This window comes from Streptomyces sp. W1SF4 (assembly GCF_003950035.1).
Lineage (GTDB): Bacteria > Actinomycetota > Actinomycetes > Streptomycetales > Streptomycetaceae > Streptomyces > Streptomyces racemochromogenes.
This window is the reverse complement of record NZ_CP034350.1, coordinates 5,544,489-5,568,172: the sequence shown is the minus strand read 5'-3', so window position 1 is coordinate 5,568,172 and position 23,684 is coordinate 5,544,489. Positions and strand designations below refer to the sequence as shown.

Sequence of the window (23,684 nt, the reverse complement as noted above, 5' to 3'; positions counted from 1 at the left end):
GCACGACCGACGGGAAGGGCCGCGCATGGGCACCCAGCAGGAGAAGGACGAGCTGTACGCGCTCGACATCAGCGACGTCGAGTGGCAGGGGCCGCCCGGGACCAGCCCGGACGAGGAGCGGGTGGAGATCGCCAAGCTGCCCGAGGGCGCGGTGGCGATGCGGTCCTCCCTGGACCGCGACACGGTGCTGCGCTACACGGCGGCCGAGTGGGAGGCGTTCGTGCTCGGGGCCCGGGACGGGGAGTTCGACCTCACCTGAGGCTGCCCGCGGGCCCGGGTACGGCGAAGGGGGCGCGCCCTGTGCGGGCGCGCCCCCTTCGGCATGCCGGGCGGGCTCAGAAGGCCTCGGTGAACAGGCGCGAGGCCTTCACGTCGGTGACGCGGTAGTCGCCCTTGCCGCGCTCGATGAGCCGGGCGACGCCCTCCAGCTGCTTCTGCATGTGGTCGGCGCGGCCGTGGTACTTCTTCTGGAGGTCGACGTACGCGAGGTGCGCCTCGCCGTCCCAGGTGTCGGTGACGACCTTCACGGCCGCCTCCATCTCCTCCAGGTCCTTGAGGATGTTCCGGGAGACGACGCGGATGCGGTCCGCCATCTGCTGGACGCTCTCGTACCGTACCCGGGTGTGGCCGTCCTGGTTGTCTGCCATGTCCTTCTCCTTCGGGGCTGGGGCGTGCTGGGCGGACGCGGACGTCAGAGGGATTCGAGGCCCGAGCGGGCACCGGCGGCGGGGGCCGCGCCGGAGCCGCGGTTGATCGCGCCGAACGCCGCGTGCACGTCCGCGTCCTGGGCGTTGGTGAGGTTCTTCGTCTGCGCCACGGCGTTGTGCAGGACCTTGAGCAGGCGGCGGATCTCGTCGTGGTCGAGGTTGAGGTCCGACTGGGCCTTCTTGAAGCCGTCGGCGCCGACGCCGGTCCAGCCCGCGTGCACGGTCTCGAGGATGTCGGCCAGCTCACGGGCCTGGGTGCTGACGGCGCCGGCCGTCTCGGAGATCTTGTTGGCCGCCTTGACGACCGGATCGTCCGCGAGTCCGAAATTGTTCGTCATCCGAAGCTCCTCACTTCTCAATTCCCCGGCAGGGCCGGTGGATTGCAGGGCGGAGCGGCTCCCGGCCGCAGCAATTCAGGCCACGCGCACCGGACTTCCCCCTCCGCTTCACACGGATCCCCGATCACAGTCGTGAAGCCTGGCGTCACTCTAGTCAGTTCGGTCGACCCGCCCAACACCGGTCGTCGGGTCCCGCGGACGTACCGTGGGCGTTCACTGCGAACGGGTCCGGCGGCCCCGGCGGGCGTCGCGGACGACGGTCGCGGTCCCGGCGACGACGGCGATGAGCACACCCGCGATCCCGAGCGCGTACGTGCCGATCCGCTGGTCGCGCTCCTGCGCGGTCTCCGACATCGGGACGGCCGCCGCCCGCGGCGCGGCCGCCGGGGGCGGGCCCGGGTCCGGGACGGGGGGCGTGGGCGGCGCGTCGTCCTGGGTGACCGCCCGCACCGGGTCCACCACGCCCCATCCGACATAGTCGTCACGGCCCTTGACGGAGCGCTCGGCGGTGTTCTGGATCTGCCAGACCACCTCCTGCGGGGTCCACTGCGGATGCTCGGCGACCAGCAGGGCGGCGACCCCGGCGATGTAGGGCGCGGAGAAGCTGGTGCCGTTGTCGATGCACTGGCCGAAGCCGGGGACGGTGGAGACCATGTCGACGCCGGGGGCGGCGACCCCGATGAAGTCCCCGGGCTGGGAGAAGGCGGCCCGTTCGTTGTTGCGGTCGGAGGAGGCCACGGCGAGGACCCCGGGGAAGGCCGCCGGGTAGGTGCGGTGCTTGTGCCCGCTCAGTCCGTCGTTGCCGGCCGAGGCCACGACGACGGCCTTGGCGGCCAGCGCCCGCTGGACGGCCTTGCCCAGTTCGGAGTCCGGGGTCAGCGGTGCGTCGGTGTCCTGGGAGATGTTGATGACGCGGGCGCCCTTGGCGACGGCGTGGTCGACGGCCTGGGCGAGGGTGGCCACCGCGTTGCCGGTGGCCTGTCCGTCGTTCTGCCGGATGGGGATCACCGTGGCCTCGGGGGCGAGGCCGACGAAGCCGGTGCCCTGCTGGGGGCGGGCCGCGATCAGCCCGGCGACCTTGGTGCCGTGCCCGACGGTGTCGTTGGTGCCGTCACCGCCCTTGGGGTCGATGAAGTCGCGTCCGGCGCCGGTGTCGAGGGCGCCGGCGAGCTGCGGGTTGGCGCGGTCCACTCCGGTGTCGATGACGGCGACCCGTACCCCCTTGCCCTTCGTGCGCGCCCACAGCGCGTCCAGCATGACCCGCTGGAGGGCCCAGGGCCGGTCGGCGATCTGCTTCTTCATGGGGAAGGTGCACTCCCCCGCCCCGTCCAGGACGAAGGCGTACGGGGACTGCGGCGCGGGCGCCGCGCCGCCGGGCGCGGCCAGCGCGAGGGCGGCGGCCGCCAGGGCCGCGCGGAAGGGCCGGGACACGGCCGGCGTCCTCACGAGCCCTGCGGCTGACGGGCCGAGTTGGTGTCCAGGCGGGGCCCCTTGGAGAGGAACTCCGACCACGCGATCGGCACCGGGGCGGGGACGATCCCGCCGTAGCCGAGCCGCACCTGCGCCTGGCTGGGCTCGGGCCGGCCGTCGCCGGCGGCGGCGTCCTGCGCCTGCTTCCCGGCGGCGCCGATCCCCGACTGCTCGGCGTCGCTGTCGCCGTTGGCCTGGACCGCGTACCGCAGGCCGGTGTCGGTCACCAGGAAGAGGGCGCCGGCCCCGCCGGTCTGGCGCCCCTGGACCTGGGTGTAGAGCAGGCCCGTGCCGGGGGTGACGTAGGAGCTGGTGCCGCTGGCGGTGATGTCGACGGGGAACCCGGTGCCGGCCCAGGTGCTCAGCGTCTGCCCGCCCTGGCCGTCGACGGAGCGCAGGACGCTGCACACGGTGTCGCGGCGTTCACCGCCGTTCGCGGCGCCCGGGGTGTCCGCGACCCGGTTGACCTGCATGCCGCGCTTGCGGGGCCACTTGGCGTCCTCCTTGAAGGGAGGGGCGTTGGGGTCCAGGGACTTCAGGCCGGTCTCGCGGGCCCTGCCGCGCATGCCGAGGCCCTCGGCGGCGGGCGAGTGGATCAGCAGCCAGGCCGTGAACTCCGAGACGGGGGCGACCCGGTCGGGCAGTACGACGTAGTACTGCGTGCCGGAGCCGGTCTGCGCGGTCAGCACCATGCCCACCTTGCCGTCGGCACCGCCCGGGACGGCGGTGCTCGCCCCGGGGGTGCCGGGCAGCTGCGGGAAGGCCAGGTCGTCGCCGGCGTTGAGGGTGGCCAGCCACTCCTCGGTCACCGGCTGCGGGGTGGCCCCAGTGCCGACCAGGGCCGTCGTCAGCGTCCCGGAGTCCGGGCGCCCCTCGGGGAACCGGTACTTCGTGCCGGCCGAGTCGACGAGGAAGCGCTCCTTGGCGCCGCCGGTGCTCTGCACGTACAGCACCTGGGTGTCGGTGGTGCGGTTCCCGTCGTCCAGCAGGCCCGCCTCCCGGTCGGCGAGGACGAAGGCCGCCGTCTGCACGCCCCGGTTGTTGCCGCCGGGCTGCTGGCAGACGGCCCAGCGCTTGGCCTTGGCGGCGTCGGCCTTGGCGGGGAGCCGGTCGGGGGCGTAGGGGATCCCGATGATGGGGCCGCGCGGGGGCTTGCCCGCGTCAAGCACCTTGTCCTCGACCTGGACCACCTTCGACTTGCGCGGGTCCAGCAGCAGCCGCGCCGAGGCCAGGTTCAGCACGGGGTGCAGCCGGGTCTGGTCCTTGCCGTTCACCTTCGTGGTCAGGACCACGTACCGGGTCGTCGACTGCTTGCCGACGACGACCATGGCCCCGGGCTCGTCCCACCCCTTCGGGGCCTGCGGCCGGAACATCCCCCAGGCGCCGAAGCCCACGACGATCAGCGCGCCGGCCACCACGGAGGGCAGGACCGCGCGCAGCGGGCGGGGCGCGCCCTCCTCCGTCCCGGTGGCGGAGGGCTGGAGGAACGCGGCCACGGTGCGCCGCTTCGCGAAGGTGTACGCGTTGAGCTCATCACGTCGTGACGCCATACCGCCTGCTTCTCCCCGCACGGCCCGGCCGGTGGGGCCGCTCCCCGGGCCTTGGTTGTCGGACCGGGGACCTACTATGCCTCTTGACGGAGGGTCGGCTGGTGCCGGGTGCCCGGGGCGGCGGTCCCGCGCCCGCCGGGCCCCTGCGGACCGGGGTGTTCAGGCTGCTGGGGTGGACGGGGAGATTCCGGTGTGGTGCGGCCGCGGCCGGACGGCATCGGGACTCCCCCGCCCCGCAGGCGAGTTGGGGAGGTGCGCGAGTGAGTGCCAGTGCGACGGCGCCGCGGGCTGCCGCGGCCGCACCCGCACGCGGCGGGGTCACGCCGCATCCGAGGTCGGGCCCGGGCCGGTTCGGCCCGTTCCGACTGCAACAGCTCGTGCTCCTCCAGCTCGCGGCCGCCGCGCTGCTCGTGGCCTGGGTGGTGGAACCGCTGCTGCTGGTGCCCGCGGGCGTCCTGGCGCTGGTGCTCGCCCTGCTGGCCCTCGTCCGCCGCCACCAGCGCTCCCTGCCCGAGTGGATCGGCGGAGTGCTCGCCCTGCGCTCCAGGCGGCGCAGGGCCGCCGCCTTCACCGTGCCGGCGGGCACCGAGCCTGGGCTCGCGCCGCTGGTCGAGGCCGAGCCGGCGCTGCGCACCACGGCCTTCGGCGACCGCGACCGGCGGCCCGTCGGGCTGGTCGGCGACGGGACGTTCCTGACGGCGGTGGTCCAGGTGGACGCGGGCGCCACCGCGCTGCGCCCCGACCGCGCGGAGCGGCCGCTGCCGCTGTCCCTGATCCGGGACGCCCTCGAAGTGGACGGCATCCGGCTGGAGTCGGCGCAGCTGGTGCAGCACACCCAGCCCGCGCCCGCCCCGCACCTGCCCGCCCGATCGACGGCCGCGCTCAACTACGCTCCCCTGCAAGCCCGTACGGGCACCCCGGCGGTGCGGCTGACGTGGATCGCGCTCAAGCTCGACCCCGAGCTGTGCCCGGAGGCGGTCGCCGCGCGCGGCGGCGGCCTCGTGGGGGCGCAGCGCTGCGTGGTGCGGGTGGCGGACCAGCTGGCCGGCCGGCTGACCGGGGCCGGGTTCCGGGCCACCGTGCTCACCGAGCAGGAGCTGACGGGCGCGCTGGCCACCTCCTCCTGCGCCAACCCGATGGCGATCACCCAGGCCGGGCGGTCGGCGAGCACCGGCCGGCGCACGGAGGAGACCGCCCGCACCTGGCGCTGCGACGACCGGCGCCACACCACCTACTGGATAGGCCGCTGGCCCCGGCTGGGCGGGGCGGGGGCCGGGCTGCCGCAGTTCGTGGCGCTGCTCACGTCGTTGCCGGCCCTGGCGACCAACTTCAGCCTGACGGTGGCCCCTGCGGAGCGGCAGGGCGTGACCCTGACCGGGTACGTGCGGGTCACCGGGCGCAGCGACGAGGAGCTCGTGGCGGCCCGGCGGGAGCTGGAGCGGACCGCGCGGGGCGTAGGGGCCGGGCTGGTACGGCTCGACCGGGAACAGGTGCCGGGGCTGCTGGCCTCGCTGCCGCTGGGAGGGGCGCGATGAGGGGTCCGGCTCCGGTCCGGGGCGGTTTCGGGCTGATCGGGCCCCGCCGGGAGCGGCACGTGGTGCAGGCGGCTGACCTGGACGCGCTGGCGCTGCCCGTCGGGGACGACGGGGTCGTCATCGGCGTGGACGCCGAGGGGCGGCCGGCGGTGCTCGGCGTGAACCGTCCCACGCCGTACGAGGTCACCCTGATCGGCGGCCTGTGGACGGCCCAGGTACTGGCCCTGCGCACGGCCGCGACCGGGGCCCGGGTCGCGGTGGAGACCGGGCGCGCGCCGGTGTGGTCCGGGCTGGCCCAGGCGGCCGGCGGCGGGCAGCAGTGCGTGACCCTGCACGACGTGGGCCGGGTCCCGCCGCAGGGCGCCTCGGCCGGCAGCCCGGTGCTGGTGATCCGGGACTGCGGGATGCGGCCGCCGCGCGGGCGGGTGGTGGCGGGGCCGTGGCAGTCGGTGCTGACCCTGCTGCCGTACCTGAGCCCGTCCGCGCCCCGGCTGCTGCGGAACTCGGCGCTGGCCGGGGTGCAGCGGGTGTCCCCGGACGAGGCGGAACAGGTGGGCGCGCTGATGCGGCTGCCGCGGGCGGCGGTCGAGTCGCTGCCGACCCTGGGGGACGGGGTGACGCTGTGGTGCACGCCGCGGGACCGGAAGTTCGTGATGACGCAGGGGACGGAAGCGGAGACCGCGCTGCTGGGGGCGGCCCGGCGCATCGACTGACGGCCGGTCCGCGGGACGTGCGGGATGACGGTTGCTCAGGGCCGGGGCGGCCTGTAGGCAGGAGTACGGGGGCGCGACCTCGGGGGCTTTCGGGCGCGGGGCGCGATTAGGCTGAGCGCGGGCGCGGCGTCGAGGTGGGCGCCGACCGGTGTTCGACAGACCAGGAGGACCAGTGAGCGGCGATCGGAACGAGAGGCGCGGCGGGACGTGGGACGTCCCGACGGACGATCAGTCCGACGCGGAGCCCGATGTGACGGGCGAGTTCACCATCGACTACACCCCGCCGGCCTGGTACACCCAGGGCGCGCCCGCGCAGGCCGCGCCGGTACCGGGGCTGCCCGGGCTGCCCGAGGGCAGCGGTTTCGAGCCCCATCGCCCGGCGGACGTGGTCTCGCCGCCGACGATGCGGATCGCCCCGGCGCAGGCCCGCCCGTCCGAAGCCCCTGCCACTCCGCCGGCAGCGGTCCCGGCTCCGGCCACTCCGCCGGCAGCGGTCCCGGCTCCGGCTGCGGTCCCGGCCGCGGTCCCCGCTCCGGCTCCGGCCGCGACCCCGGGTCAGGGGCACGCGTTCCCCGCCCAGGGCGAAGCCGCGGGTCAGAGGCACGCGTTCCCCACCCAGGACGAAGTTTCGGGCCAGGGGCCCGGGTTCCCCGGCGCTCCGGCCCTCCCGGCCCAGGGCGAAGCTCCGGCCGCCGCCGCGTTCTCCGCGTCGGGGGCCGACGGCCCGGGCGGTCACGCCGCTCACGGCGAGGCCTCGGGCCAGGGGCCCTCGTTCCCCTCCGCTCCGGCCCTGCCGGCCGCGGGTGCGCCCGTGGGGGGCGCCGAGGGCCGGGACGGCGCCGCCGTATCGGGGGCCGAGGGCCCGGGCGGGCAGGACAGCGCCCCGGCGGCCCGGGGCGAAGGCCCCGCCGCCGCGCAGGGGTTCGAGGCCACGGCGTCGAGTGCCGGGAGCCCGGGCCCGGAGGCACCCGGGACTGAGGGTTCCGCAGCGGGGGGTGACGTACCCGGCCGGGAGGCCGAGGCGTTGCCGGCCCTGCCCAGCGGGACCCCTGCGGGGTTCGCCGCCGCGTCCGCGCAGGCGGAGCCGGGGGCGCCGTTCGCGGTCCCCACCGTGGCGCCCCTCGCCGTGCCCTCCTTCGCCGACGCCGTACCTCCGGGGTTCGCGCAGGCCCCCGAGGAGGCGGCGGCTGCCGCACCCGGGCGGACGCCCACTCCGGCCGGGGGAACTCCGGTCGCGGGGCCCACGGATACTCCGTTCGGGGGATCCGGCTCCGAACTGCCGCCTCTCCCGCCCGCGTTCGCCTCCACGGGCGCACCCCAGGGCCCCGGCTTCCCGCCCGCCCCGCCCCAGGGCCCCGAGGCACCGGCACCGCAGGACACGCCCGCCACCGCCAAGGCCCAGCCGCAGGGGTACGGGTTCCCGCCCAGCACCCCCGAGGCACCGGCACCCCAGCAGACCCCCGGCGCACCCGAAGCACACCCGCAGCCCCCGCACGGCTACGGCTTCCCGCCCGGCACCCCCGAGGCACCGGCGCCCCAGGGCACCCCCGGCACCGCCGAGGCACAGGCGCAGCCCCCGCAGGGCTACGGGTTCCCGCCCGGCGCCCCGGACGCACCGGCGCCCCAGGGCACCCCCGGCACCGCCGAGGCACAGGCGCAGCCCCCGCAGGGCTACGGGTTCCCGCCCAAGGGCCCCGAAGCCCCGGCACCCCAGCACACCCCCGGCACCGCCGAGGCACACCCGCAGCCCCCGCAGGGCTACGGCTTCCCGCCCGGCGCCCCGGACGCACCGGCACCCGAGGCACCGCGCCCCCCGCAGGGCTACGGCACGCCGGAGGCACCGGCACCCCAGGGGACGCCCGGGGCACAACCGCAGCCGCCGCACGGGTACGGGTTCCCGCCCGTGCCGCCCCAGCAGGCGCAGCAGCCGGACCCGCAGGGGTACGGGTTCCCGCCCCACCAGCCGCAGCAGCCGGCGCAGCAGGGGTACCCGGCCCCCCAGCCGCCGCAGGCGCACTGGCAGCAGTCGGGGCCCGGCCAGGGCCCCGGCGCTCCGCTCGGCTACACCGCCGCCGTGGAGCTGTCCTCCGAGCGGCTGATCCGCGCCAAGCAGAAGCCCAAGCCCACCCGTTCCGGCTTCCGCTTCGGCGGCAAGGCCGCCGAGGCCGACCGGCAGCGCAAGCTGGAGCTGATCCGTACGCCGGTGATGTCCTGCTACCGCATCGCCGTCATCAGCCTGAAGGGCGGCGTCGGCAAGACCACGACGACCACCGCCCTCGGCGCCACCCTCGCCACCGAGCGCCAGGACAAGATCCTGGCCATCGACGCCAACCCCGACGCCGGCACCCTCGGCCGCCGCGTCCGCCGCGAGACCGGTGCGACGATCCGCGACCTGGTGCAGGCGATCCCGTACCTGAACTCGTACATGGACATCCGGCGGTTCACCTCCCAGGCCCCCTCCGGCCTGGAGATCATCGCCAACGACGTGGACCCGGCCGTCTCGACGACCTTCAACGACGAGGACTACCGGCGCGTCATAGACACGCTCGGCCGCCAGTACCCGATCATCCTGACCGACTCCGGCACCGGACTGCTCTACTCCGCCATGCGCGGCGTCCTGGACCTGGCCGATCAGCTGATCATCATCTCCACCCCGTCCGTGGACGGCGCGAGCAGCGCGAGCACCACGCTCGACTGGCTCTCCGCCCACGGGTACGCCGACCTCGTCTCCCGCTCGATCACCGTCATCTCCGGGGTCCGCGAGACCGCCAAGATGATCAAGGTCGAGGACATCGTGCAGCACTTCGAGACCCGCTGCCGCGGGGTCGTCGTCGTGCCGTTCGACGAGCACCTCGCGGCCGGCGCGGAGGTCGACCTCGACCTGATGCGGCCCAAGACCCGCGAGGCGTACTTCAACCTGTCCGCCCTGGTCGCCGAGGACTTCACGCGCGCCCAGCAGCAGGCCGCCCAGGCCCACTGGGGCGCCCCCCAGGCCCACCAGCCGCCGCAGGCACAGCCGCAGCAGCCCGGCCCGTACCAGCAGCCGCCGGCTCAGACCCCGCAGGGGCCCTCGCCGTACGGGCAGCAGCCGTACCCGCAGCCCGGACAGCCCTGGCAGCCGCAGCAGCAGCCCGGCCCGTACCAGGCCCCGCCGCGCGACCCGCGCCTCGGCTGACGGCAGGCCGGCCGGCCGCGAGAACGCGAAAGGGCCCGTACCGTCCCCGGGGACGGTACGGGCCCTTTCGCGCAGGTCAGCGACGCGTGGTGTCGAAGGCGTCCGTCAGGACCCGCGCCCGCTTCACGTCGTCCGCGATGGCCTCCAGCAGCCCGTCGAGCGACTCGAACCTCGCCATCCCCCGCACGTACGCGAGGAAGTCGACGCACACCTGCTTGCCGTACAGGTCCAGGCCGACGCGGTCGATCGCGTACGCCTCCACGGTCCGTTCGGTGGCGTCGAACTGCACGTTCGTACCCACCGAGATCGCCGCCGGCATCCGCTCGCCGTCGGCCGTCAGCCAGCCCGCGTACACCCCGTCGGCCGGGATCGCGGTGTGCGGCTGCGTCTCGACGTTGGCCGTGGGGTAGCCGAGCTCGCGCCCGCGCTGCGCACCGCGCACCACGATGCCCTCGACCCGGTGCGGGCGGCCCAGGATCTCGGCGGCGCCGTCCATGTCCCCCTCGGCGACCAGCCGGCGGGCCAGCGTGGAGGAGAACGGCACGCCGCCGCCCGCCTCTCCGCGCTCGACCAGGTCCACGACGTCGACCTCGTAGTCGTAGGTGGAGCCCAGCTCGCGCAGGAAGTCGACGTTCCCGGCGGCCCGGTGGCCGAAACGGAAGTTCGGGCCCTCGATGACGGCGCGCGCGTGCAGCTTGTCGACCAGCACCTTCACGATGAAGTCGGCCGGGGACAGCTGCGAGAACTCCGCCGTGAACGGCAGGATCAGCAGCGCGTCCACCCCGAGGCCGGCCATCAGCTCGGCACGGCGGTCGTACGGGGCCAGGATCGGCGGGTGGCTGCCCGGCCGCACGACCTCGCTCGGGTGCGGGCTGAAGGTGACGACGACCGCCGGGACGCCCAGCTCGCGGGCCTTCGCCACGGCCCGTCCGATGATCAGCTGGTGTCCCCGGTGCACGCCGTCGTAGGAGCCGATGGTGACGACGCTGCGTCCCCAGTCCTGGGGGATGTCCTCCAAGCCACGCCAGCGCTGCACTGTGACCGCTCCTCGCCCGAACCCGTGTAGTCCCTGTACTGATTGCCGATTGCAGGTCTAAGACTGCCATGCCCTCGGCCGGGGCCCCGCATCGGCTCTGGCCGGAATCGTTCCCCGCCTCAGGTAATGTCCGGGGCGGCCCTACGAAGAGTCTCCACGGTACGCCGGGCGCCCGGCCCCAGCAGGGCCGCCGCCTCCGTCGCGGCGTCCGTGAGCCAGCGGGAGACCAGCGCCCCGAACGCCGGATCGGCCCGGGCCAGCTCCACCGTGCGGTGCTCGAAGACCGCCGGCCCGCCGGGCACCCTCAGCAGCTGCCGTCCGGTGCGCCGCAGCAGCTCGCGGGTACGGACCTCGGGGCGCCGGCAGCTCCCCGCGGCGAGCCCCGCCAGGAAGGCGCCGAGCACCGCCGGATCCGACTCCTCGCGCAGCAGTACGTCCGCCAGCTCGGCCCGCAGCGGGTACGAGGCCTCCGCCCCGGGCGCGGCCAGTACGCCGGCCAGCTCGGCCCGGACCGGCCGCGGGGCGCCCCGCAGCAGGCCCAGGACCAGCGGGCGCAGTACGGGCCCGGCCGCCGGCCCCTGGTCCAGGCGCCGGTCCACGAAGGCGGCGGCGTGCGGGGCGTCCTCGGGGCGGCGGGCGAGGTGGTCGCGTACGAGGTCGCCCGCGCGGCGGGCCAGGCCGGGCGTGGTGAGCGCGGCCAGGGCGCGGATCACCTCCCCGTCGGCCCGGGCCCGCAGCGCGGCGAACACCGCGTCCGGGTCGGGCAGTACGGGGAGCGCCGCGACCAGCGCGGAGGCCGGGAGCCGGGAGCCGCCCGCGGGGTCGCGGAAGCAGTCGAGGGCGTCGGGCAGGTAGCGGGCCCGCGCCTGCGGGTCGCGGAGCAGGACGGCGAGGGCGGGGCCGTGCAGGGCGGTGTCGCCGGGGCGGTCCAGGAGCGCCCGGGCGGCGTGGCGCAGCAGCTCCCGGTCGGCGGGGGTGCGGACGTGCGGGGCGGTGGCGAGGCCGTACGCGGCGGCGGCCACGCGGCGTTCGGGCCGCTCGTCGCGCGCCCAGCGCTCGACGGCCCGGCAGAGGGCGGACGGCTCGTCCTCCGCGAGGACGGCGAGGAGTTCGTCGGCGCGCGGGTGCGCGGAGCGCACCAGGGCTTCGGTGAGGTCGTCCACCGCGAGGCCGCGGTGCGTGTGCAGCAGGGCCTGCGCCGCGGTGGCGACGGTGGCTCCGGGGCGGCCGCGCAGCCGGCGTTCGTCCGTGAACCAGGCGCAGACCAGGGGCAGGACGAGGTGCGGGGCGCGGGCCAGGCGGCGGGCTGCGGCCTCCAGGTAGCGGTGGTCGCAGGGCAGCAGCCGGCGCAGCAGGTCGATCCGGTCGCATTCGGGCAGCCGGAGCCGGTTCCAGAACCAGCCGCCGAACTCGCCGGTGCCGGACCGCGCCACGTGCTCGGCGAGGGCGTGCAGGACGGGCAGGTGCCCGGTGGCGTCGTCGGCGCCGAGCAGGGTGCCGCGCAGCAGGCGGGAGGCCCACCAGACGCGGTCGGGGTGGACGGGTCCCGGGGATGCGGCGGCGGTCGCCTGCTCGGCGAAGGTGTTCAGGGCGGCCACCAGGGCGTCGAGCCGCAGGCGCGCCTCGGCGGGCGGGAGCCTGCGCAGGGCCTCCAGTACGGGCCCGATGCGGTGCCGGGGTACGGGCGGGCCTGTGTCGGCGGGGCCGTGGTGCACGAGGCCGTCCAGGGCGCCCGGGACGTCGAGGTGCCCGGCCTGGAGCCAGTCGGACAGTTCCTCGTGGGCGAAGCGGTAGCCGGGTCCGGCGGGGACCAGCAGGCCCTCGGTGAGGACGGCGGAGGCCCAGCCGGTGCGCCAGGGGAACAGTTCCTCGAAGGCGGCCCGGTCCAGCTGGCCCTGCCCGGGTCCGAGGCACCGCCGGGCGGCCTCGTGCACCCGCCCCGCCACCCGGGCCGCCAGCCGCCGCACCCCGGGAGCGTGCACCCCGGCCCCGTGGCCCGCCCCCGGGCCGGCCGCCCCCGCGCCGGCCGCCGCCGCGATCCGGACGGCGACGCGCAGGGCCAGCAGGTCCAGGTGCGCGGCGAAGACCTCGTCACGGCCCGGGCGGCCGGCGGTGACCCCGGCGGCGCGGATCCCGGAGAGCAGGCGCAGGGTCAGCGGGTGCCGGGCGTCGGCCTCGCGCACCGCGTCGTCCGGGATGCCCAGCCGGGCGCGGGCCTCGCGCGCCTCCTGCGGGGTCAGGTCGCCGACGGGCAGCGCGGGCGGCAGCCGCCGGGCGGCGCGGGCCGGGGTGTGCAGCAGCTCCGGCGGGTAGAGGTCCCCGGCCCGCTCCCAGTACTCGGGCCGGGCCGCGACCACGAGCCGGGCCCCGGTGCCGCGCAGCCAGTCGGCGGTGGCCCCGGTCCACGCCTCCAGGTGGTGCGCGAGCCGCGGCGGCATCTCCTCGGGGGCGTCCAGCACCACCAGCAACGGCCGCCCGGCGGCCGCCGCGAGCCGCGCCACGCGTTCCCCGACGCCCTCTCCGGCGAAGCCCGCGCCCGCCGCGACCACCCCGCCCCCGGCCCCGCCCCACCCGAACCCCGCCGGGCCCGACCCCGCGCGGCCGGGCCCGCCCGGGGCGGTGGGCGTCGCCGGGGCGGCGGCGGGCCGGTCGGTGTGGGCGGGCGGGGTGGGGGCGGCGGCGGTGAGGATGCGGGCCGCCGCCGTCAGGGCGCGGGCCACGGCGTCGGCGAGCGAGGTGTCCCGGCCGCGCAGGTCGGCTCCGCGGAGCCAGAGCGTCGGTGCGGGCCGGGGTCCGCGGGCCCGGTCGGCGGCCAGGGCGGCCAGGGCGGTGGTGCGGCCGGTGCCGGGGGCCCCGACCAGGCCGAGCACGAGGTCCGGCCCGGCGGTGAAGGCGGTGAGCCCGGCGGTGATCCCGGGCCGTGGCACGGGGTCGGGGGCGGGCTCGGCGGCGCCGGCCGGGGGGAAGGCCGCGCCGAGGGTGGTGGCGGTCAGCTCCAGGGCGCCGGCCAGGTTGAGGTCCGCGCCGTAGGCCGGCACGGTGGCGGAGTTCCGCTCCAGCAGCGCGGCCAGGGGGCTTCCCGGTGCGGCGGCGGCCGCCGCGCGCAGGGGTACGGCGAAGCTCCCGGGCCGGTGCTCCGCTTCGAGAGCGGTGCCCAGTACCGCGAGCACCGCTCCGGTCGCCGCGTCCAGGACCGGTCCCCCGCGGACCTCGCCGCCGAGCCGCAGGGCGTCCCGGCCGGCGGTTCCGATGGCCAGCCCGACGGCTGCGGGGATTACGTGGCGGCGGCCGGCCGCGGTGTGGGTGACCTCCGCTCCCGCCGCGAGGACCCGCGCCTGGCGCCAGCCCCGCGCGGGCAGGCGTACGTACGTCCCGGGAGGGATCACCTCGCGCATCGCCACGGGCAGCGGCGGCACGTCCAGTCCGGCGCCGCGCACGAGGGCCAGGCCGAGCTCCGGCAGCGCGGTCACGTCATCGGCCGATACCGGCCGGCCGGGGCCCCCGTCGCCGGACGCGAGCAGGACCATTCCGGCCAGGCCCTCGACGGCGTCGTGGCTGGTGATCACCGTGCCGCGGTCGTCGGCGACGAAGCCGCTCCCGCGCGGGATCCCGTCCCGGTCCCGGATCACCACCAGTCCCGCGGCCGCCCCCGTGGCAGCCCCGGCGACCGGCCGCGCGGCAGACCCCGCGACCGGCCCCGCGGCCGGCTCCTCGGAAGCCGCGAAGGCGCCGCGGCCCGCGCCCCTCGTACCGTCCGTGACCTCGTCCGTCATCGCCGCACCACTCCCCTGCCGCGGGACCCGTGTTCACGACGGTAGGCAAGTGAAGATCAGCGGCAAAAGCACGCGGCCCGAAAGCGCCCCCTTACGCTCCCCGCATTCACTCCGAGCGCCTGCTCGGAAGGGTGAATACGGTGCTCCGGATGGATAGAGACCTACCCGAGGGGGGTTGTGGAGCGGTGAGCAGCAGTCCGTGTGCGCTCACCGCTCCACATCAACCGGGCGGCGCCGCCCGGCGGGAGTCCTCAGGCGAAGACCGCGAGGGACTTCGCCTTGCCGCCCTTGCTCTCCACGAGGCCGAGCAGCCTGCCCTCGGGCCCGTAGACGGCGACGGTCCGGCCGTCCCGGTACTCGTCCGGCATCTCGATCCGCACGCCGTTGGCGAGCAGCGAGGCCCGGCGGGCGTCCAGGTCCCAGCGCGCGAACGCGGCCGCGGCCGCCTCGCCGATCGGCATGACGGTCAGCTCCTCCTGGAGCTGGTCGAGCGTGCGCGCCTTGTCGATCTTGTAGGGGCCCACCCGGGTGCGCCGCAGCGCGGTGAGGTGGCCGCCGACGCCCAGGCCGGCGCCCAGGTCGCGGGCGAGGGCGCGGATGTACGTACCGCTGGAGCAGACGACGGAGACGACGAGGTCGACGACCTTGGTGCCGTCCTCAGCCTCGGCCTCGCGCATGTCGTACACCTGGAACGACGAGACGGTGACCGGGCGGGCCGGGATCTCGAAGTCCTCGCCGTCGCGGGCGCGCTTGTAGGAGCGCACGCCCTTGATCTTGATGGCGCTGACCTTGGACGGGACCTGCATGATGTCGCCGGTCAGCTTGGCGATGCCCGCGTCCACGGCCTCGCGGGTCACCCCGGAGGCGTCGGCGGACGAGGTGATCTCGCCCTCGGCGTCGTCCGTGAGGGTGTTCTGCCCGAGCCGGATGGTGCCGAGGTACTCCTTCTCGGTCAGCGCGAGGTGGCCGAGGAGCTTGGTGGCCTTCTCCACGCCGAGGACGAGGACGCCCGTCGCCATCGGGTCGAGGGTGCCGGCGTGGCCGACGCGGCGGGTCTTGGCGATCCCGCGCATCTTGGCGACCACGTCGTGCGAAGTGAAGCCGGACGGCTTGTCGACGATGACCAAGCCGTCCGGAGTCTTCCCTGCGTTGGTGCTCATTCCGCGGCTGCGTCCTCGTCGTCCTCGTCGCCCGGCTTCTTGTACGGGTCGGCCTCGCCGGCGTACTTGGCGCCGGAGGACACCTCGCGGACGTGGGCGTCGGAGGCCCGCGCCTTGTCGAGGAGGTCCTCGATGGTCCGGGCGTTCTCCGGGAGGGCGTCCGCGACGAAGGTCAGGGTGGGCGTGAACTTGGTTCCCGCCGCCCGGCCGACCGCGGAGCGCAGTACGCCCTTGGCGCTCTCCAGACCCGCTGCCGCGCTGGCCCGGTCCTCGTCGTCGCCGTAGACCGTGTAGAAGACCGTGGCCTCCCGCAGGTCGCCGGTGACCCGGGTGTCCGTGATGGTCACGTGCGTACCGAGGCGGGGGTCCTTGACTCCGCGCTGCAGCTTCTCGGCCACCACCTCCCGGATGAGGTCCGCCAGCTTCTTCGCCCGCGCATTGTCGGCCACTGGTCCGTCTCCTTCTTTGTTGCAGACAAGCAATCAGTCTTCATCACCGTGGTACCGCCGCCTCACGGACAGCAGTTCCACTTCCGGACGCGCCGCGACCAGCCGCTCACAGCGGTCGAGCACGTCCGACACGAACCCCGCGTCCCCGCTCACCAGGGCGACCCCTATGCGGGCCCTGCGGTGCAGGTCCTGGTCTCCCACCTCGGCCGCGCTCACGGAGAACTTGCGCTGGAGCTCGGCGACGATGGGCCGGACGACGGAGCGTTTCTCCTTCAGCGAGTGGACGTCGCCGAGGAGCAGGTCGAAGGACAGAGTCCCCACGTACATGCAGTTCCGGATGTCCCGCCGGTTCGGGTTCGGTGGCCTGCCGGCCGACGCTCGGCAGGGTCACCAGAACCGTACACGCAACGGCCGGGGCCGATCGACGGATATTCCGCCGACCGGCCCCGGGGTTACGACACGGTGCGAACCGCCTCGCGCTTACGCGCGGGGCTTCTCGCGCATCTCGTACGTCGCGATGACGTCGTCGATCTTGATGTCGTTGAAGGAACCGAGGTTGATACCACCCTCGAAGCCCTCGCGGATCTCGGTGACGTCGTCCTTGAAGCGGCGCAGACCGGAGATGGTGAGGTTCTCGGCGATGACCTTGCCATCGCGCAGGAGCCGCGCCTTGGTGTTGCGCTTGACCTCGCCCGAGCGGACCAGGACACCGGCGATGTTGCCCAGCTTGGACGAGCGGAAGATCTCGCGGATCTCCGCCGTGCCGAGCTCGACCTCTTCGTACTCCGGCTTGAGCAGACCCTTCAGGGCCGCCTCGATCTCCTCGATGGCCTGGTAGATCACCGAGTAGTACCGGACGTCGACGCCCTCGCGGTCCGCCATCTGCGCGGCACGGCCGACAGCGCGGACGTTGTAGCCGATGACGATGGCGTCGGAGCCCATCGCCAGCGAGATGTCGGACTCGGTGACCGCACCCACACCGCGGTGCAGGACGCGGATGTCGACCTCTTCGCCGACGTCGAGCTGGAGCAGCGAGGACTCCAGGGCCTCGACCGCACCGGACGAGTCGCCCTTGATGATGAGGTTGAGTTCCTGGACCAGACCGGCCTTGAGCACGGAGTCGAGGTCCTCGAGGGACACGCGACGGACGCGCTTGGCGAAGTTGGCGTTGCGCTCGCGCGCAGCACGCTTCTCGGCGATCTGACGGGCGGTGCGGTCCTCGTCGACGACGAGGAAGTTGTCGCCGGCGCCGGGGACGTTGGTGAGACCCAGGACCAGGACGGGGGTCGCGGGACCCGCTTCCTCGATGTTGTTGCCCTTGTCGTCGAGCATGGCGCGCACGCGGCCGTAGGCGTCGCCCACGACCATCGTGTCGCCGACGCGGAGGGTACCGCGCTGGACGAGGACGGTGGCGACGGCACCGCGGCCGCGGTCGAGGTGGGACTCGATCGCAATACCCTGAGCGTCCTGCTCGGGGTTGGCACGCAGGTCGAGCGAGGCGTCGGCGGTGAGGACGACGGCCTCCAGCAGGGAGTCGATGTGCAGACCCTGCTTGGCGGAGATGTCGACGAACATCGTGTCGCCGCCGTACTCCTCGGCGACCAGACCGAACTCGGTGAGCTGACCGCGCACCTTGACCGGGTCGGCACCCTCGACGTCGATCTTGTTGACCGCGACGACGATCGGGACGCCGGCGGCCTTGGCGTGGTTGAGCGCCTCGATCGTCTGCGGCATGACGCCGTCGTTGGCCGCGACCACGAGGATCGCGATGTCGGTCGACTTCGCACCACGGGCACGCATGGCGGTGAACGCCTCGTGACCCGGGGTGTCGATGAAGGTGATGCGACGCTGCTCGTCGTTGACCTCGGTGGACACCTGGTAGGCACCGATGCCCTGGGTGATGCCACCGGCCTCGCCCGCGACGACGTTCGTCTTGCGGATCGCGTCGAGCAGGCGGGTCTTACCGTGGTCGACGTGACCCATGACGGTGACGACCGGCGGACGCGGGAGCAGGAACTCCTCGCCGCCCTCGTCCTCGCCGAACTCGATGTCGAAGCCCTCGAGCAGCTCGCGGTCCTCCTCCTCCGGGCTGACGATCTGAACGGTGTAGTTCATCTCGCCCGCGAGGAGCTGGAGGGTCTCGTCGGAGACGGACTGCGTGGCAGTGACCATCTCGCCGAGGTTCATCATGACCGCGACCAGCGACGCCGGGTTGGCGTTGATCTTCTCCGCGAAGTCGGTGAGGGAGGCACCGCGCGACAGGCGAACGGTCTCGCCGTTGCCGCGGGGCAGCATCACGCCGCCCACGGACGGGGCCTGCATGGCCTCGTACTCCTGGCGCCTCTGACGCTTCGACTTGCGACCGCGACGGGCGGGCCCGCCGGGACGGCCGAAGGCACCCTGCGTGCCACCACGGGCACCGGGACCGCCGGGACGGCCACCGAAGCCGGGACGACCGCCGCCACCGGCGCCGGCCGGGCCGCCGCCGAAGCCGCCGCCACCCGGACGCGGGCCGCCGAAGCCGCCGCCCGCCGGGCGGGAGCCCGGACCGGCCGGACGGCCGGCGAAGCCGCCGCCGGGACGACCGGCGCCGCCGCCGGGACGCGGACCACCCGCACCGGGACGGCCGGGGCCGCCGCCGGGACGCGGGCCGGGACCGCCGGCAGCGGGACGCTGCGGCATCATGCCCGGGTTCGGACGGTTGCCGCCCGGGCCGGGACGCGGAGCGCCGCCCTGCGGGCGGGGCATGCCGCCCGGGGTGGGACGGGCGCCGCCGGGACCCTGCGGACGCGGGGCGCCGCCGGGACCGGCCTGCGGACGCGGGGCACCCTGGCCGCCGGCGCCGGGGGCACCGGGACGCGGGGCGCCGGCCGGACGGGGCGCCTGCGGGCGCGCCATGCCGGTCGAGCCGCCGGACGTGAAGGGGTTGTTGCCCGGACGGGGACCGGCCGGACGGGCGCCCTGCGGACGCGGGGTCTGGCCACCGGGACGCGGGGCCTGGCCACCGGGGGTGGCGCCGGCCGGACGCGGGGCGCCGGGACGGGCACCCTGACCCGGGCCGGCCGGGCGCTGCTGCGCCGGACGGGGGCCGGGGGAGGCGGCGGGACGCGCCGGAGCGGCCGGGGCCGCCGGAGGCGCGGAGAACTCGGTCGCCACGGGAGCCGCCGGAGCGGGCTTCGGGGCGGCCGGAGCCTTGGGGCCGGGACGCGGGCCGGGAGCGGCCGGAGTCACCGGGGCGGGAGCCGCCGGAGCCTCGGCAGCGGCCGGCTTGGGGGCCGGTGCGCCGGGCTTGGGGGCAGGACGTGCCGCGGTCGCCGGGGAGGGCGCCGCGGGCTTGGCGGGCGCGGCCTTGCGGGGCGCGCCGGGCTTCGCAGCGGACTTGCCGGCGTTGCCGCCGGGCCCCTGCAGTGCGTCAGTCAACTTGCGTACAACCGGCGCCTCGATCGTCGAGGACGCCGAACGGACGAATTCACCGAGTTCTTGGAGCTTGGCCATGACGACCTTGCTCTCAACCCCGAACTCCTTGGCGAGTTCGTATACCCGGACCTTAGCCACTTCGCTCCTTTTAGGTCCGGGTTACGCCGGACCGTCGCTACTTCATGGGCGTACTCATCGCGTACTCATCGAGTGCTCATCGCAATCTCGACCTACTTCCAACTCGCGAGGTACCTGACCGCACGGGGTGTCCGTGCCGTACTTCTTCTTACGGTGTCGCCTCGGCCGGTGCGGCCAGGGTCTTGCGCAGTCCCTCCGTGTCGAGCGCTCCGGCGGACCTGAGGGCCCGGGGGAACGCCCGGCGGCGGACCGCCTGGTCGAGGCAGACCACGGCGGGGTGCACGTAGGCACCCCGGCCGGGCAGCGTACCGCGAGGATCGGGGACGCATTGGTCCTCGATCGCCACGATCCGCAACAGATCGCTCTTGGCCGCTCGCTCCCGGCACCCCACACAGGTGCGTTCGGGGCATGCGCGGGCTTGCGTCCGGCCAGACACGCCTAAGTCTACCTCCCCGTACCGACCTCACCCCTTCAGGTGAAAAATCGAACGGATGTCGTCGTTGCTTCCGCGGTGCTCCGGCGGTGCCGGAGTACCTGTCTACCGGCCGGGAACCCCCGTCCGGTAGCGGTTTATTCCCGGTCAGGCACCGGCGTCCGCGTCTGCGGGCACCTCGGTGTCGGGCCGGATGTCGATGCGCCAGCCGGTGAGGCGGGCGGCGAGGCGGGCGTTCTGCCCCTCCTTGCCGATGGCCAGCGACAGCTGGTAGTCGGGCACGGTCACCCGTGCGGAGCGGGTGTCCCAGTCCACGACCTCGACCTTGCTCACCCGGGCGGGGGACAGCGCGTTCGCCACCATCTCCGCCGGGTCGTCCGACCAGTCGACGATGTCGATCTTCTCGCCGTGCAACTCCGCCATCACGTTGCGCACGCGGGCGCCCATCGGGCCGATGCAGGCACCCTTCGGGTTGAGGCCCGAGCGGGTGGACCGGACGGCGATCTTGGTGCGGTGACCGGCCTCACGGGCGATCGCGGAGATCTCGACGCTGCCGTCGGCGATCTCCGGGACCTCCAGCGCGAAGAGCTTCTTCACCAGGTTGGGGTGGGTGCGCGACAGGGTCACGGACGGACCGCGGACACCCTTCGCCACCCGCACGACGTACGTCTTCAGACGGAGGCCGTGCGTGTACTCCTCGCCGGGGACCTGCTCCTGCACCGGCAGGATGGCCTCGAGCTTGCCGATGTCGACGAGGACGTTCTTGGGGTCCTTGCCCTGCTGGACGACGCCGGTGATGACGTCGCCCTCGCGGCCGGCGAACTCACCGAAGGTCAGGTCGTCCTCGGCGTCGCGCAGACGCTGGAGGATCACCTGCTTGGCGGTCGTCGCGGCGATGCGCCCGAAGTCCGACGGCGTGTCGTCGAACTCCTTGGGCTCCTGTCCCTCTTCGAGGTCCCTCGGGTCCTCGGTCGCCCACACGACCACGTGACCGTTGGTGCGGTCGAGCACGACACGGGCGCGCCGGAAGCTGCCCTCGGTGCGGTGGTACGCGATGAGGAGGGCCGACTCGATCGCCTCGACGAGCAGGTCGAAGGAGATCTCCTTCTCCCGGACCAGACCCCGCAGGGCACTCATGTCGATGTCCACGGCTACGCCTCCTCTTCCTTCTTGTCCTTGCGGCTGAACTCGATCTCGACGCGCGCCTTGGCGACGTCCGTGAATGCGATACGACGGGTGGTCGCCTTGCGGCCCTTCACACCCGGCACTTCGAGGTCCATGCCCTCGTCGTCGACGCCGAGGATGCGGGCGATCAGTTCACCGGCACCCTTTTCACCTTCGGCGGAGAGCTGAAACTTGACGAGGCGGCCGGTCGCCCGAACGTAGTGACGGTGCTCGCTGAGCGGACGGTCCGCGCCCGGGGAGCTGACTTCGAGGTTGTACTCGTCCTCGCCCATCACGTCGGACTCGTCGAGCCGGTCGGAGATCTCACGGCTCAGCTCGGCGCATTCGTCCAGGTCGACACCCTCATCGGAATCCACGATGATGCGCAGCATCCGGCGCTTGCCCGCCTTGGAAAGCTCGATGTCCTCGAGGTCCAGGCCCTTGGCGGCGACGAGCGGCTCCAGCAGTCCGCGCAGCCTGTCGCTCTGGGTGGTGCTCATCCGGGTGACTCCTCGGCCGCGTGTGCTGTTGTGGTTTTCCGTCGTGTCAGGTCAAAGGGTATCCGGTCGCGGAGGGTGTTGCCGTCCGCGCTGCGGACGGGACCCCCGGGTACCGTGATCACACCCTGTCCCGCAACCACCCCCGAGGAGGCCGCCGTGCCCTTGACCACGCCTTCGAGGCGCTCGCCCTCCCGAAGGAGCCTGCTCGCCGGAGCCGCCGGCGCGACCGGTGCCGTGCTGCTGACCGGCTGCTCCGGCGGCGGTGCCGCCCCGGGTGCGGACAGCGGGGCCGCGCTCGACCGGCGGATGCGGGAGAGCGCCGTCCGGGACAGCCGGCAGTTGCTGGAACGTTACGACGCCACCCTGAAGGCGCATCCCGGGCTCGCCGAGCGCCTCGGCCCGCTGCGCGAGGCCGTCGCGGCGCACACGACGGCCCTGGCCCCCGCCGAGCCCGCGCACGGCAGGCCCTCGCCCCGCCCGGGGGCGCCCTCCGCGTCCGCGTCCGGCGCCGCCGCGCCGGCCGCCGGTGCTCCGGCGGCGCGCAGGGAGCCGGTCCCGGCGCAGGCCGCCGAGGCCCTGAGCGCGCTCGCGGACGCGGAGCGGGACCTGTCGGAGGCCCGGACCATCACCCTGGCGGGCGCCCCCGGCGAGCTGGCCCGGATGCTCGCCTCGGTGGCGGCCTGCGGGGCCGTCCACGCCTTCCTGCTCACCTCGACCCCGGGAGCCGCCTCGTGAAGCCCTCGCCCTCCCCCGCCCGCGGTCCGCTCCCGGCCGCCCAGGCCGCGCTGGCCGCCGAGCACGCCGCCACGTACGCGTACGGGGTGATCGGCGCGCGCGTCGCGCAGGCCCGCGCGAACGAGGCCCGGGAGGCGTACGGCGCCCACCTGGCCCGCCGCGACCGGCTGACCCGGACCGTCCGGGAGCTGGGCGGCGCACCGCAGCCCGCCGAGGCCGCGTACGCCCTGCCCTTCGACGTGCGCACCCCGGCCGACTCCGAGCGGCTGGCCGCGGTGATCGAGGACCGGGTGGCGGGCGCGTACTCCGACCTGGTGCGGGCGGCGGACGGCCAGTTGCGCCGGGAGGCGGCTGACGCGCTGAGCGCGGCGGCCGTGCGGGCGGCGCGCTGGCGCGGTGTCGGCGTAGCCTTCCCTGGGCTCACGGAACGCGCACAGGCGGCCCGTACCAGCTGAAAGGGACCAGGCACGCATGGCTTTCGAACCGCCGCAGCGGCTCGTACGGGCGCTCGGCGAGCTCCCGCCGACCGAGCGGGACACGGAGTGGCTGGGACGTCTGCCCGAGCTGGCCGAGGAGGCGCTGAAGCGACGGGACGTCACGGCCCAGCGGACGCAGGCCCCGGGCGGCCGCAGCAGCCTGGTGCTGCTGGTCCGCTACGCCGACGGCACCCCGGCCGCCCTGAAGCTGGCCCCGCCGGGGGCCGCTCCCGACCTGGAGCTGGCCGCGCTCGCCCACTGGGGCGGCTTCGGTGCCGTACGGGTCCTCGACTCGCGGCACCACGAGGAGGACGGGGCGCTGCTGCTGGAGCGGCTGCACCCCGACGTGTCGCTGCGTTCGCTTCCGGACGCCAAGGCCCTGCTGGAGGCCTGCGGCACGCTGCGCCGGCTGTGGGTGGGCCCGCCGCTGGACCACCCCTTCGAGACGGTGGCCGCCCGCACGGCGGCCCAGTCCGAGCTCCTGCGCTCGGCCCCGCCGCAGGCGCGCTCCCTCGCGGAGACGGCCCTCGCCCTCCGCGACGACCTGACCTCCACGTCATCCGAAGCGCTCCTCCTGCACGGGAACTTCCGGCAGGGCAAGGTGCTGGCGGCCGAACGCGCCCCGTGGCTGACGGTGGGCCCGGACCCGCTGGTCGGTGAGCGGGCCTACGACCTGGCCCGGCTGGTCCGGGACCGGCTGGAGGACCAGATGGCCGCCTCGGCGGGGGCGGCCGGGGCCCGGCGGCGGGTGAACAAGCTCGCCGACTCGCTGGAGGTGGACCGGGAGCGGCTGCGGGCCTGGACGGTGTTCCGGGCGGTGGAGTCCGGCGTCCGCGCGCTGGCCGCCGGCCGGCGGCGCGACGCGGAGCTGCTCCTGGAGTTCGCGGCCTGGCTGTAAGGGCATAACCCTGTAAA

Annotated in this window: 20 protein-coding genes and 1 pseudogene; 8 read left to right on the top strand and 13 right to left on the bottom strand. The window is 75.0% G+C overall.

Features of this window, described 5'->3' with window-relative positions:
• Positions 1-25: 25 nt before the first annotated feature.
• On the top strand, positions 26-259 hold the full coding sequence (locus D1J60_RS26225; protein ID WP_007266914.1) for a DUF397 domain-containing protein: 234 nt from the start codon (positions 26-28) through the stop codon (positions 257-259).
• Positions 260-335: 76 nt separating this feature from the next.
• Here D1J60_RS26225 and D1J60_RS26220 read toward each other — a convergent pair whose 3' ends face one another.
• From D1J60_RS26220 to eccB, 4 genes are all read right to left on the bottom strand, one after another.
• A complete protein-coding gene (locus D1J60_RS26220; protein ID WP_125595917.1) occupies positions 336-647 on the bottom strand; it encodes a WXG100 family type VII secretion target in 312 nt (103 codons plus the stop codon).
• A 44-nt stretch (positions 648-691) separates the two neighbouring features.
• Positions 692-1,045, bottom strand: a complete 354-nt coding sequence (locus tag D1J60_RS26215; protein WP_125822745.1) for a WXG100 family type VII secretion target — start codon at positions 1,043-1,045, stop codon at positions 692-694.
• 213 nt (positions 1,046-1,258) lie between these two features.
• On the bottom strand, positions 1,259-2,476 hold the full coding sequence (gene mycP / locus D1J60_RS26210) for a type VII secretion-associated serine protease mycosin (protein WP_125822744.1): 1,218 nt from the start codon (positions 2,474-2,476) through the stop codon (positions 1,259-1,261).
• 11 nt (positions 2,477-2,487) lie between these two features.
• Positions 2,488-4,065: a type VII secretion protein EccB gene (eccB, locus tag D1J60_RS26205; RefSeq protein ID WP_125822743.1), complete on the bottom strand. Its 1,578-nt coding sequence runs from the start codon at positions 4,063-4,065 to the stop codon at positions 2,488-2,490.
• A gap of 260 nt (positions 4,066-4,325) precedes the next feature.
• Here eccB and eccE point away from each other — a divergent pair, with 260 nt between their 5' ends.
• From eccE to D1J60_RS38875, 4 genes and pseudogenes are all read left to right on the top strand, one after another.
• Complete coding sequence (gene eccE, locus D1J60_RS26200) at positions 4,326-5,600, top strand: type VII secretion protein EccE (RefSeq protein ID WP_125822742.1); 1,275 nt, start codon at positions 4,326-4,328, stop codon at positions 5,598-5,600.
• Positions 5,597-6,313, top strand: coding sequence for a hypothetical protein (locus D1J60_RS26195; RefSeq protein ID WP_125822741.1), 717 nt, complete (start codon positions 5,597-5,599; stop codon positions 6,311-6,313). Before eccE ends, D1J60_RS26195 begins: the two co-directional genes overlap by 4 nt.
• Before the next feature lie 148 nt (positions 6,314-6,461).
• Positions 6,462-6,611: pseudogene (locus D1J60_RS38880) on the top strand (SCO5717 family growth-regulating ATPase); the annotation flags it as partial.
• Between the two features lie 1,605 nt (positions 6,612-8,216).
• Complete coding sequence (locus D1J60_RS38875) at positions 8,217-9,488, top strand: MinD/ParA family protein (RefSeq protein WP_347147207.1); 1,272 nt, start codon at positions 8,217-8,219, stop codon at positions 9,486-9,488.
• Between the two features lie 76 nt (positions 9,489-9,564).
• Here the strand turns inward: D1J60_RS38875 and D1J60_RS26185 are convergent, their stop codons facing one another.
• From D1J60_RS26185 to rimP, 9 genes are all read right to left on the bottom strand, one after another.
• Complete coding sequence (locus D1J60_RS26185; RefSeq protein ID WP_125822739.1) at positions 9,565-10,524, bottom strand: bifunctional riboflavin kinase/FAD synthetase; 960 nt, start codon at positions 10,522-10,524, stop codon at positions 9,565-9,567.
• A 119-nt stretch (positions 10,525-10,643) separates the two neighbouring features.
• Positions 10,644-14,297 carry a serine protease gene (locus D1J60_RS26180; RefSeq protein ID WP_347147197.1) on the bottom strand — a complete coding sequence of 1,218 codons (3,654 nt, stop codon included), beginning with the start codon at positions 14,295-14,297 and terminating at the stop codon, positions 10,644-10,646.
• A gap of 251 nt (positions 14,298-14,548) precedes the next feature.
• Positions 14,549-15,457 carry a tRNA pseudouridine(55) synthase TruB gene (truB, locus tag D1J60_RS26175; protein WP_125822738.1) on the bottom strand — a complete coding sequence of 303 codons (909 nt, stop codon included), beginning with the start codon at positions 15,455-15,457 and terminating at the stop codon, positions 14,549-14,551.
• Entirely contained in the window at positions 15,454-15,906 is a 453-nt protein-coding gene (gene rbfA, locus D1J60_RS26170; protein ID WP_125604374.1) for a 30S ribosome-binding factor RbfA, read from the bottom strand. Before rbfA ends, truB begins: the two co-directional genes overlap by 4 nt.
• A 33-nt stretch (positions 15,907-15,939) precedes the next feature.
• Entirely contained in the window at positions 15,940-16,233 is a 294-nt protein-coding gene (locus D1J60_RS26165; RefSeq protein WP_007266901.1) for a DUF503 domain-containing protein, read from the bottom strand.
• 153 nt (positions 16,234-16,386) lie between these two features.
• Complete coding sequence (gene infB / locus D1J60_RS26160; RefSeq protein ID WP_125822737.1) at positions 16,387-19,461, bottom strand: translation initiation factor IF-2; 3,075 nt, start codon at positions 19,459-19,461, stop codon at positions 16,387-16,389.
• 148 nt (positions 19,462-19,609) lie between these two features.
• Positions 19,610-19,897, bottom strand: a complete 288-nt coding sequence (locus D1J60_RS26155) for a YlxR family protein (RefSeq protein WP_125822736.1) — start codon at positions 19,895-19,897, stop codon at positions 19,610-19,612.
• Positions 19,898-20,041: 144 nt separating this feature from the next.
• On the bottom strand, positions 20,042-21,043 hold the full coding sequence (nusA, locus tag D1J60_RS26150; RefSeq protein ID WP_007266897.1) for a transcription termination factor NusA: 1,002 nt from the start codon (positions 21,041-21,043) through the stop codon (positions 20,042-20,044).
• Between the two features lie 2 nt (positions 21,044-21,045).
• The gene (rimP, locus tag D1J60_RS26145) at positions 21,046-21,558 is read right to left on the bottom strand and encodes a ribosome maturation factor RimP (protein WP_125598308.1); all 513 of its coding nucleotides are present in this window, start codon (positions 21,556-21,558) and stop codon (positions 21,046-21,048) included.
• A gap of 156 nt (positions 21,559-21,714) precedes the next feature.
• Here rimP and D1J60_RS26140 point away from each other — a divergent pair, with 156 nt between their 5' ends.
• The 3 genes from D1J60_RS26140 to D1J60_RS26130 are packed head-to-tail and all read left to right on the top strand — an operon-like array spanning position 21,715 to position 23,667.
• On the top strand, positions 21,715-22,293 hold the full coding sequence (locus D1J60_RS26140) for a hypothetical protein (RefSeq protein ID WP_125822735.1): 579 nt from the start codon (positions 21,715-21,717) through the stop codon (positions 22,291-22,293).
• Positions 22,290-22,748 carry a ferritin-like domain-containing protein gene (locus D1J60_RS26135; protein WP_125822734.1) on the top strand — a complete coding sequence of 153 codons (459 nt, stop codon included), beginning with the start codon at positions 22,290-22,292 and terminating at the stop codon, positions 22,746-22,748. The genes D1J60_RS26140 and D1J60_RS26135 overlap by 4 nt, the downstream gene beginning before the upstream one ends.
• Positions 22,749-22,764: 16 nt before the next feature.
• Positions 22,765-23,667 carry an aminoglycoside phosphotransferase family protein gene (locus tag D1J60_RS26130; protein WP_125822733.1) on the top strand — a complete coding sequence of 301 codons (903 nt, stop codon included), beginning with the start codon at positions 22,765-22,767 and terminating at the stop codon, positions 23,665-23,667.
• The last annotated feature ends 17 nt before the right edge of the window (positions 23,668-23,684 follow it).